The sequence below is a fragment of the Mesorhizobium sp. M7A.F.Ca.CA.002.09.1.1 genome (genome assembly GCF_003998555.1).
In the GTDB taxonomy this organism is placed as follows: domain Bacteria; phylum Pseudomonadota; class Alphaproteobacteria; order Rhizobiales; family Rhizobiaceae; genus Mesorhizobium; species Mesorhizobium ciceri.
Window position 1 is genome coordinate 1 of record NZ_RZRR01000124.1, and the last position, 8919, is coordinate 8919.

12 protein-coding genes are annotated in these 8919 nt (G+C 63.0%); 7 read left to right on the forward strand and 5 right to left on the reverse strand.

Going from position 1 to position 8919, the window contains the following annotated elements; all coding sequences use genetic code 11:
- Positions 1 to 2272: polynucleotide kinase-phosphatase (locus EN994_RS08180; protein WP_127307477.1), on the forward strand; the 2272-nt coding region annotated here is incomplete at its 5' end.
- A 6-nt stretch (positions 2273 to 2278) separates the two neighbouring features.
- Here the strand turns inward: EN994_RS08180 and EN994_RS08185 are convergent.
- Positions 2279 to 2578, reverse strand: coding sequence for an AzlD family protein (locus tag EN994_RS08185; protein ID WP_013530160.1), 300 nt, complete (start codon positions 2576 to 2578; stop codon positions 2279 to 2281).
- Positions 2575 to 3309 (reverse strand): AzlC family ABC transporter permease, encoded by a 735-nt coding sequence (locus EN994_RS08190; RefSeq protein ID WP_013530159.1) that lies wholly within the window; start codon positions 3307 to 3309, stop codon positions 2575 to 2577. Before EN994_RS08190 ends, EN994_RS08185 begins: the two co-directional genes overlap by 4 nt.
- Before the next feature lie 170 nt (positions 3310 to 3479).
- Here EN994_RS08190 and EN994_RS08195 point away from each other — a divergent pair, with 170 nt between their 5' ends.
- The 6 genes from EN994_RS08195 to EN994_RS08220 all read left to right on the forward strand — a co-directional run bounded on the left by EN994_RS08195 (position 3480) and on the right by EN994_RS08220 (position 7329).
- A complete protein-coding gene (locus EN994_RS08195; RefSeq protein ID WP_063168771.1) occupies positions 3480 to 3938 on the forward strand; it encodes an Lrp/AsnC family transcriptional regulator in 459 nt (152 codons plus the stop codon).
- A gap of 126 nt (positions 3939 to 4064) precedes the next feature.
- A complete protein-coding gene (locus EN994_RS08200) occupies positions 4065 to 5267 on the forward strand; it encodes an MFS transporter (RefSeq protein WP_063168772.1) in 1203 nt (400 codons plus the stop codon).
- Positions 5268 to 5565: 298 nt separating this feature from the next.
- Complete coding sequence (locus EN994_RS08205; RefSeq protein ID WP_082826532.1) at positions 5566 to 5952, forward strand: hypothetical protein; 387 nt, start codon at positions 5566 to 5568, stop codon at positions 5950 to 5952.
- A gap of 118 nt (positions 5953 to 6070) precedes the next feature.
- Entirely contained in the window at positions 6071 to 6334 is a 264-nt protein-coding gene (locus EN994_RS08210; protein WP_013530156.1) for a YMGG-like glycine zipper-containing protein, read from the forward strand.
- Positions 6335 to 6390: 56 nt separating this feature from the next.
- Positions 6391 to 7026: an outer membrane lipoprotein carrier protein LolA gene (locus tag EN994_RS08215; RefSeq protein WP_063168774.1), complete on the forward strand. Its 636-nt coding sequence runs from the start codon at positions 6391 to 6393 to the stop codon at positions 7024 to 7026.
- 93 nt (positions 7027 to 7119) lie between these two features.
- Complete coding sequence (locus EN994_RS08220) at positions 7120 to 7329, forward strand: hypothetical protein (protein ID WP_013530154.1); 210 nt, start codon at positions 7120 to 7122, stop codon at positions 7327 to 7329.
- A gap of 97 nt (positions 7330 to 7426) precedes the next feature.
- On the opposite strand, the gene EN994_RS08225 is transcribed toward EN994_RS08220, so the two are convergent.
- From EN994_RS08225 to EN994_RS08235, 3 genes are all read right to left on the reverse strand, one after another.
- Entirely contained in the window at positions 7427 to 7726 is a 300-nt protein-coding gene (locus EN994_RS08225; RefSeq protein ID WP_024505488.1) for an HlyU family transcriptional regulator, read from the reverse strand.
- Between the two features lie 112 nt (positions 7727 to 7838).
- Complete coding sequence (locus EN994_RS08230; RefSeq protein WP_063168775.1) at positions 7839 to 8525, reverse strand: PadR family transcriptional regulator; 687 nt, start codon at positions 8523 to 8525, stop codon at positions 7839 to 7841.
- Between the two features lie 159 nt (positions 8526 to 8684).
- Positions 8685 to 8919: DCC1-like thiol-disulfide oxidoreductase family protein (locus EN994_RS08235; RefSeq protein WP_127307478.1), on the reverse strand; the 235-nt coding region annotated here is incomplete at its 5' end.

Here is an 8919-nt window from a genome sequence, read left to right on the forward strand (position 1 = left end):
CAAGTGGCACACCTTGCCGGTCGCCGTGGTCATCGATCCAGGTGTCGACGTCTGCGTCGCTCGCAACGCGTTGCGACCCGACCGGCCGTTCGGCGCCGGCGTGGTCCAGCGCATGACCACCGAAATTCGCAAGGGCCTCGGCGGGCTGCAACGCGAAGGTTTCCGCCAGGTCTGGAAGCTTACCAGCGAGGCCAGTATCGACACCGCCAGGGTCACGCGCCAGCCATTGTGGACCGACAAGCGCGACCACCACGGTCCGTTCGATATCATAGGCGACATCCACGGCTGCGCCGATGAACTTCAGGCCTTGCTCGCTCAACTCGGTTACAGCGTCGCCTGGTCCGAGGATCATGGCGAACGAATCGTCGCTGTGACACCGCCGGAAGGCCGCAAGATCGTCTTTGTCGGCGACCTCGTCGATCGCGGTCCCAACGTGCCCGACACCTTGCGCATCGCCATGAGCATGGTCGCGGCCGGAGCCGCCTACTGTGTCCAGGGCAATCACGAACGCAAGCTCAGCCGCTGGCTGGAGGGCCGCAAGGTGACGATTGCCCACGGCCTGCAACAAACCATCGATCAGCTGGACGCTCAGGATCGCGGCCTGCGAGAGGCTTTGCCGGCCTTCCTCGACAGCCTGCGCAGCCACGTCTGGCTGGATGACGGACGCCTCGCCGTCGCCCATGCCGGCCTCAAGGAAGAGATGATCGGACGTGGCTCCGGCGCTGTGCGCGAGTTCGCCCTCTATGGCGAAACCACTGGCGAAATCGACGAATTCGGCCTGCCCGTCCGTGCCGATTGGACTGCCGCCTATCGCGGCAAGACCGCCGTGGTCTACGGGCACACGCCGGTGCTGTCGGCCGAATGGGTCAACAACACGCTGTGTATCGACACCGGTTGCGTGTTCGGCGGCAAACTGACGGCCTTGCGCTGGCCGGAACGCGAACTGGTCGAGGTGCCGGCAATCCAGACTTGGTCCGAACCGGTGCGCCCACTAGGTGGATCCTCCGGTCTGGGCAGATCGGCACAGGCCGACGCCGACGGGGTGCTCGACTATGAGGATGTCTCTGGTCGACGTTGGATCGAGACCGAACTGAGGGGCCGGGTCGTTGTGGCCGAGGAGAACGCGTCGGCAGCACTTGAGGTGATGAGCCGTTTCGCATTGTCGCCGCAGTGGTTGATGTATCTGCCACCGACGATGTCGCCATCGGAGACCAGCAGCCAAAGCGGCTGGCTGGAGCGCCCCGAGGAGGCCTTCGCCCATTTCCGCGAGCGTGGCGTCACCCAAATCGTTTGCGAGGAGAAGCACATGGGTTCGCGGGCAGTCATCGCGCTGTGCCGAGACGCACAGGCGGCGCGCGACCGGTTCGGGGTCCCTGGCGACGAGACCGGCGCGATCTGGACCCGGACCGGACGCTCCTTTTTCAACGGCACTGGCATGACGGAGGGCCTGCTCGCCCGCCTCCGCGCCAGAGTCGAGGCTGTGGACCTATGGAAGGAATTGAACAGCGATTGGCTGCTGCTGGACGCCGAGATCATGCCCTGGTCGGCCAAGGCCAGCAGCCTGATTGAAAGCCAGTATGCACCAGTAGCGACGTCTGCGGCCGCAGGCCTCCAAGCCAGTCGCGAGGCGCTGGCCCGTGCGATGGCGCGTGGCATCGATGCGGCCTCGCTGGACGCTCGCCTTGAGGACCGGGCCGCGCGCGCGGCCAGATACGCTACCGCTTGGGCGCCTTACGTGTGGCCTGTCTCGGGCATCGAGGACCTGAAGGTCGCACCATTCCACCTGCTCGCCAGCGAGGGACGTGTCTGGTTCGATCATGACCACGTTTGGCACATGACACTTGCAGAGCGCCTGGCTGCCGGCGTGGTAACGCGAACACAATGGCGGGTGGTAGATCTGGCCGACGCCGGCGCTTGTGCCGAGGCTGTTGCCTGGTGGGAGACGCTGACCGGCTCGGGCGGCGAAGGCATGGTGGTGAAGCCGCGCGACTTCGTCAGCCGGAACAAGAAGGGGGTTATCCAGCCGGCGCTGAAGGTGCGCGGCCGGGAGTATCTGCGCATCATATATGGCCCTGAATACGACGCACCGGACAATCTCGTGCGCCTGCGGGAACGAGGCTTAGGTGGCAAGCGTAGTCTGGCGCTCCGGGAGTTCGCGCTCGGTCACGAGGCGCTGAAGCGGTTTGTCGCCAGGCAGCCCCTACGGCGTGTCCACGAGTGTGTTTTCGGCGTCCTGGCGCTGGAGAGCGAGCCAATAGATCCAAGGCTGTAGTCTAGACTACCCAATGAAATGCCTGAGCAACCCCGCCGAAGCGACCCCGATCAGCACGGTCGGCAGCATGGAAAACCGCGTGGCGGCTGCCAGAGTAACAGCCAGCGCCAGAAGATCCGCCGGGGACTTCGATACGAAGGCCGGTGCGATGACAGAGATCAGCACGCAGCCGGGCGCAGCTTCCATCACAGCCGTGGCACGGGCGCCCAGCGTGCGGTTGCGTAGGACGACATAGCCGCCGATCCGCGTCAGATAAGTGACGCCGGCCATCAGCACGATGGTGAGAAGGGTCACGGCATCAATCATGCATCACCTGCCATCAGCCAGGCCGCGACCAGACCCGACATGGCGCCGGCGGCGACATACCAGGCACCGGGAACGAAGAGATAGACCAGTGCTGCAACGACCAGGCTGACCAGCCAGGGCCGCGCCGCCGCCATACCCGTCCACATGCCGCGCATCAGCACCAGGAAGACAGCCGGGAACGCCATGTCAAAACCATAGGTCTCGACATGGCCAAGCATCGGACCGAGCAAGGCACCCAGCGTGGTGAAGGCCACCCAGGTGAGATACATCGCCAGCGCCGCGCCCATATAGTAGCGCGGGCTGAAGGCCGGCGTGATGCCGGCTGCAGCACGCAGTTTGGCATCGGCCAAGCCCAGCGCCCAGCTTTCATCGCACATAAGGAAAAGCGCCGGAAACACCTTGCGCCGTGGCAGGTCGCGCAGGAACGGCGCCAGTGCCGCCCCCATCAGCAGGTGACGGCTGTTGACCAGGAAGGTGATGGCGACGATGAGCACGATGTGCGGCGGCGACGTCCACAACTGGATCGCCGCGAACTCCGAACCGCCGGCGAAGTTCAGCCCTGTCATGGCAGACAGTTCGACCGTGCTCAAGCCTTTCTGCGTCGCCTGGGCGCCAAGCACCAGCGCATAGGGGATGGTGCCGAACAGCACCGGCGCGCAGGACGCCACGCCACGGCGGAATTCGGATTTCGAACCATCTGCCACCGTCTCGACTGCCTGTGAAATGCTCATGTGTCTTCATCGGCTGACCTCGCGGCCGCCGCTTCTCTGCGTTTGAAATCAACTGATGTCGGCAGCAAACATACCGAAATCGGTCCGCAATTTGGTTGCGGAGATTGTTGTATTTCGCCGAGTTCTGGCATTTTATGTTACAAATTTTCGAATAGATGGAATCTGTAGCCATGAAGCTGGATGAGATCGACAAGCGGATTCTGCGGGCGCTGCAGCGCGACGGCCGCATGGCCAACAACGATCTGGCCAATGAGGTCGGGCTGTCGCCATCGCCTTGCCTGCGTCGCGTGAAGCTGCTGGAGGAAGCCGGTGTCATCGACCGCTACGTCGCCGTGCTCAACCCGGCCAGCATCGGCAAGGGTCTGACCTTCTTCACCCGCATCTGGCTGAAGACGCAGGACGAGGACACGATCGAGCATTTCGCCACCGAAGTCGCCAAGCTGCCGCAGGTGATGGAGTGCTATCTGATGCTCGGCGATTGCGACGCCATGGTGCGCGTGGTGGCGGCCGGCATCGACGACTATCGCCGCTTCCAGTCGGAGCATCTGAGCCGCATCAAGGGCGTGCAGAACGTCAAGACCGACGTCCCCAGCCAAACGATCAAATACACGTCGGAACTGCCGGTCTGATCTGCTGAAAACGGCGTCGGGCCAGACTGGATAAAAAATGCAACCGGATTGTAGGATCAGCCTCGCTGCCGGCGTCCTTCGGATGCAAGCAGCGCTGAGCGCTGCCCTCTGGCATGGGAGATTTGAATGAGCTTTTCCTATCGTTGGGTCATCGTCGCGGCTGGCGCGCTGATGTCCTGTGTCGCCATCGGGACGATGTTTTCGCTGGCGATCTTTCTCGAGCCGATGGCGATCGACACCAACTGGTCGCGCGCCGGCATTTCGAGCGCCATGACGCTCAACTTCCTGGTGATGGGCCTTGGCGGCTTCGCCTGGGGCGCGATATCGGACCGTTTTGGCGCCCGCATCGTCGTGATGACCGGCGCGGTTCTGCTCGGGCTGGCGCTGGTGCTGGCCAGCCGGGCCGGTTCGCTGCTGAGCTTCCAGATTACCTATGGCGTGCTGGTCGGCCTCGCGGCAAGCGCCTTTTTCGCGCCGATGATCGCGCTGACCACAGGCTGGTTCGACACCAACCGTAGCCTCGCCGTCTCGCTGGTCTCGGCCGGCATGGGCGTGGCGCCGATGACGATTTCGCCCTTCGCCCGCTGGCTGATCTCCGCCTATGACTGGCGCACCGCCATGTTCGATATCGGCATTACCGCCTGGCTATTGCTGTTGCCGGCGGTGCTGCTGGTGCGCCAACCACCGAAGCCCGTCATGGCCGATACCGGCTCCGCGCCGGTTGCCGAAGGCGCCGGCCTGACGGTCGGCAAGGCGCTGCGCTCACCGCAGTTCATCGTGCTGGGGCTGACCTTCTTTGCCTGCTGTGCGGCGCATTCCGGCCCGATCTTCCATATGGTCAGCTATGCCATGCTGTGTGGCGTCGCCCCCATGGCAGCGGTCTCGATCTACAGTGTCGAAGGCCTGGCAGGCCTCGGCGGCCGGCTCTTCTACGGCGTGCTGGCCGACCGGCTGGGCGTCAAGCCGGTGCTGATCGCGGGCCTGGCGATCCAGGCGATCGTCATTGCCGCCTATCTCTCGATCAGCCGGCTTGAGCAGTTCTACATGCTGGCCGTTATCTTCGGTGCCACCTATGGCGGCGTCATGCCGCTCTATGCGGTGCTGGCGCGCGAATATTTCGGCCAGCGCATCCTCGGCACCGTGTTCGGCGCCGCCACCATGCTGTCCAGCCTCGGCATGGCGCTGGGCCCGCTTGCCGGCGGCATGGTGTTCGACGCCTACGCCAACTATTCCTGGCTGTTCATCGGCTCGGCTCTTATCGGGCTCGGCGCGGTCGGCATCGCCATCGCGTTTCCGCCGCTACCGCGCAGGGAGTTGCAGCCGGCTTAGTCCGCGTCGATTTCCACACCTTGCTGGCCAGGCGCGCAATCAGCCTGGCCCGTTCGGTTCACTGCGGATTCCCCCTTGCGCGAGGCAGCTTACGGCCAACGTTTGCAGGCAAGCGATCTCGACTGAGCTCGCGCATCCAGTCCACGCCAGAGAGGACACCCTGATGGTCGAACATCCGAGTGGAAGCGAAAGCAACAGAATTGCCGCAAGCGCTGTTACCGACGACGATCCGCGTCTTGCATTCATTTATCAGGAAGCAGTGAGAGGTCTCACGCAACAGCAAACCCTTGTGGAGAACATGAGCAGCCGCGCCGGCAGCCTTGTCTTCGCCACCGCCTTCGCAAACTCGTTGCTTGGCGGTGCGGCCCTTTCCAACGGGCTTGGGCCTTGGGACTGGATTGCGGTGGCCCTGCTGTTCGGCATTGGCGGGCTGATCGTCTTCATGCTTTGGCCCTACCACCAATACACATTCCGCTTCGATCCCGAAGAGTTGCTTGATCAATATGTCGACGGCGACAGGCCGACGACGATGTCGGCCATGCGCCGCGCGCTTGCGCTTCGCATCAAGGCGGACATGGCCGGCAACTGGCGAATTATCCAGCGGCTGCGGGTGGCGCTGCAGATTGCGCTGCTGTTTCTGCTGCTCGATATCCTGGCCTGGCTTTTGGCGATTGCAGGCGTTTGAGCCGGAGGGCACACGGGTCCGCCACGGCCCGGCGCTTGACGGACAGGCAACCCACGATGGATCGAAAAGCTTTCTTGAGCATTTAAGCTTTGGCTAATAGTAGCCCAGGAGAGAACCAATGAAAAAGACGCTGCTCATTTTGAGCCTGCTCATTCCGCTCTCGGCGTGCTCCCGTACAGAACAAGGCGCTGCCGTCGGCGGCTTGGGTGGCGCAGCGGTAGGCGCCGCGGTGGCCGGCGATCCTGTGCAAGGGGCGGTTGTTGGCGGTGCGGTTGGCGCGATAGCCGGGGCCGTCATCGGGCACGCCAGCGAAGCCGGCCAGTGCAGATATCGCGATCAGTATGGCCGGGTTTACGTTGCACGATGCCCGGAGGGTTACTGACCTGGAGGCGCGTGATCTCTTTCGATCACGCGCCTGCTCCGGAGGTGGGATAAGCGATGGGCTATCGGATCAAAGTACTGCTGGGTTGCTGGTTCGCCGTTGCCAGCGCTGCCGCGATGTATGCGGCATCCACCGCCGCGATCTCCGCCGCGCCTGTTGATGGCAAGACGATTGCCGATCACCTCTCATCGGTAAAGTCCATGTCCGGGGACTTCGTCCAGTCGGGTCCAAATGCGGAGAGGACCCGTGGCAGGTTTTTTCTACAACGCCCCGGCAAGATCCGATTCAACTATGCAGGCCAATCAGGGATCAGCGTGATTGCAGATGGCAAATCCCTGGTGGTTTATAACAGAAAGCTGAAGACATCGCGGCTTTATGCTCTCTCGAAGACGCCGCTTAAGCTGCTGCTCGACAATAAGGTCGACTTCTCCGGCAATCGCGTGAAAAGCATCAGGGACGATGGCGCCCAAGTTACCGTCAAGCTGGCCGACAGATCGACCTTCGGCAATTCGAGCATCTCCATGGTGTTCGACAGTAAATCTCTCGATCTGCGCAGATGGAGCCTCACCGACGAGAAGGGACTTACCACAACGGTGACTATATCAAATGTGAAGCAGGGCGTTCGCGCTCCCGAGGGTACCTTCGTGATCGATTACACGGCAAACCGTGAATTCAACACGACAACGAAATAGCCGAAGCCGCGGGCATATTCCCTGGGCCGGAACCAATGCGATCATCAGCGGTTTAGTCCATGAAGGGACCGGAACCGCAAAGGACGCGGCGCAATGATTGAAATTCACAGCATGGAAGCGGCCAAAGCCAGACTGCGTATAAGGAGAGCTGAGCACTCTTTGAAGTGCGCGAACGACTTGCTGGATGAGGAAGGTGGCGTCGCCCTCAATCTGGCATTGTGCAGCCGGATAAGGGCCGCGCAAAGGCACCTGATCGAGGCAAGGGCACGCCTGATGACGATCGATCCCGCCAGGACGAATTGACCCGCTGGCGGTCGCACGTCAACCCCTGAGCGATAGGTCTATCGTGGCGCAAGGCCCGGGCGGCTAAGGGGCGCTCGGTGTGGCGATGGTCCGGCCCTTACCCAAAAACCCGATCGCCCTGCTCGTCGACCAGTTGGATGCCCTTCTTGATCGAGATGTCGACGGCGTCATCGAGCCCGGCAAAGCGGTCGGCGCGGATGAATTTGTGTTCCTTCACCACGCCGTCGATCTCCTTGGAGACGACGCCGCAGGTCTGGTACTGGCCATCGGCCTTGTAGGGCGTGGCGCTGATCAGAAAGCCCTTGTGCTCGACCTGCTTGGCTGGCGCTGCACTCGTCGGCTCAGCCGTCTGGGTTCCGCCGCCGCCACCGCCGAAAAGACGCTTCAGAAAAGACATCGGACTTCCTCCAACAGCATTCATCCCGCACCATGTAGAGTGACGCGGGATGAATTTCACTATCGGTCCTTGGGCCAGCGGGCAAGGGCTGCGTCCGGTCGGCTGGACGAGCTTACTTGTGCGACAGCGCTTCCAGCGCCTCGGCGGCGGCTTCGAGGATGGCGATGGCCTCGGCCTGCTTGTCGGCCGGGGCGTCGACGAAGTCGCCCAGAGCCGCGCGCAGCCGGTGACGGACTGCGCGGAATTCGTCGCGCGCTTCCGAACGATCCCCGCGGCCGCCACGACGCCCGCCCTCTTCGCTCTCGTCGTTCCAGCCGAACCAGTCGCGCGCCTTGGCCATTTTGCGGCCGAAGCGCTCGAGATGGTCGAGCACGCCGTCGATCATCTCGCGGTTGTCGGCGAGATGCGCCTGGCCCGCCTCGGTGATCGAAAACACCTTCTTGTTACCGTCGGCGGCGGAGGCGGCATAGCCGGCCTCTTCCAGGAAGGTCAGCGTCGGGTAGACCACGCCCGGGCTCGGGCTGTAGATGCCGCTGGTGCGCTCTTCCAGGGCCTTGATGATGTCGTAGCCGTGACGCGGCGCTTCGGCCAGCAGCGACAGCGTGATCAGCTTGAGGTCGCCGTCGGCCAGCATGCGTCCGGCGCGGAACATGTCGCCCGGACCGCCGCGCCCGCCACCACGGCCGCCGTGGCCGAACGGGCCAAAGCCGCCGCCCCCTCTGCCACCGAATTTGCCGGCCATGTGCATGAACATGCGCTCGCCGAAATGACCGCGCCCGAAATGATTGTGTTTGTGCATTGATTGCTCCTTGAGTTGTATCGTACGATATATCTTAATTAGGCAAGTCAATCGATGGAGTCAAGATATATCTTACGATGTATCTGAATGCAGCACCAGCGGGCTCGATTTTCCAGTCTCGGCCGCTTCGTTGCGAACGGCGGCCACCGATAAATTCGGCTACCAGCGCCCCTTGCGCCGGTTCCAGGCATAGAGAAGATCGGCAAAGCGATCGTAGGCAAAGCGTGTCAGCGGCAAGGCAACCGGATTGCCGAACAGCGTCGCCAACCAGCCCTCGCCCGGCGTGACCTTCCATACCGCGATGGCGACATCGGCGCCGACCAGCAGTCGGCCCTCGGCATCGGTGGCGTGCAGCCGGCGGCGGATATCCTCAAGCGACGCGCCAAATCCGGCT

Excerpts from the sequence above, each read along its gene's own strand:
- EN994_RS08185 (WP_013530160.1), bottom strand. The coding sequence starts at position 2,578 with ATGATTGATGCCGTGACCCTTCTCACCATCGTGCTGATGGCCGGCGTC.
- EN994_RS08190 (WP_013530159.1), bottom strand. The coding sequence starts at position 3,309 with ATGAGCATTTCACAGGCAGTCGAGACGGTGGCAGATGGTTCGAAATCC.
- EN994_RS08195 (WP_063168771.1), top strand. The coding sequence starts at position 3,480 with ATGAAGCTGGATGAGATCGACAAGCGGATTCTGCGGGCGCTGCAGCGC.
- EN994_RS08200 (WP_063168772.1), top strand. The coding sequence starts at position 4,065 with ATGAGCTTTTCCTATCGTTGGGTCATCGTCGCGGCTGGCGCGCTGATG.
- EN994_RS08205 (WP_082826532.1), top strand. The coding sequence starts at position 5,566 with ATGAGCAGCCGCGCCGGCAGCCTTGTCTTCGCCACCGCCTTCGCAAAC.
- EN994_RS08210 (WP_013530156.1), top strand. The coding sequence starts at position 6,071 with ATGAAAAAGACGCTGCTCATTTTGAGCCTGCTCATTCCGCTCTCGGCG.
- EN994_RS08215 (WP_063168774.1), top strand. The coding sequence starts at position 6,391 with ATGGGCTATCGGATCAAAGTACTGCTGGGTTGCTGGTTCGCCGTTGCC.
- EN994_RS08220 (WP_013530154.1), top strand. The coding sequence starts at position 7,120 with ATGATTGAAATTCACAGCATGGAAGCGGCCAAAGCCAGACTGCGTATA.
- EN994_RS08225 (WP_024505488.1), bottom strand. The coding sequence starts at position 7,726 with ATGTCTTTTCTGAAGCGTCTTTTCGGCGGTGGCGGCGGCGGAACCCAG.
- EN994_RS08230 (WP_063168775.1), bottom strand. The coding sequence starts at position 8,525 with ATGCACAAACACAATCATTTCGGGCGCGGTCATTTCGGCGAGCGCATG.